A 221-nucleotide genomic window follows, 5' to 3' on the forward strand; every position below is an offset into this window, starting at 1 on the left:
ACACGTAGGCACGGGCCGCCTGGTAGAGGGCGAAGAGCAGGGCGTCCGAGGGCGCGAGCACGAACACGACCGGGATCGTGGCCCGCTCCGCCCGGCCGAGGAGGGCGCGATGCTCGGGTCCGTCCCCGGCGAGCACGACCGGCATCCCGGTCGCCTCCCCGGCCTCGATCACCCGGTCGAGGCGCTTGTAGCCGACGAACCGCGACGCCCCCAGCAGGAAA

The 221-nt window shown here is 73.8% G+C and carries 1 pseudogene; it reads right to left on the reverse strand.

Features of this window, described 5'->3' with window-relative positions:
• Window positions 1-221: pseudogene (locus FJ658_RS16375) on the reverse strand (glycosyltransferase family 4 protein); the annotation flags it as partial.

The sequence above is a fragment of the Schumannella sp. 10F1B-5-1 genome (assembly GCF_006517535.1).
Classification (GTDB): domain Bacteria; phylum Actinomycetota; class Actinomycetes; order Actinomycetales; family Microbacteriaceae; genus Schumannella.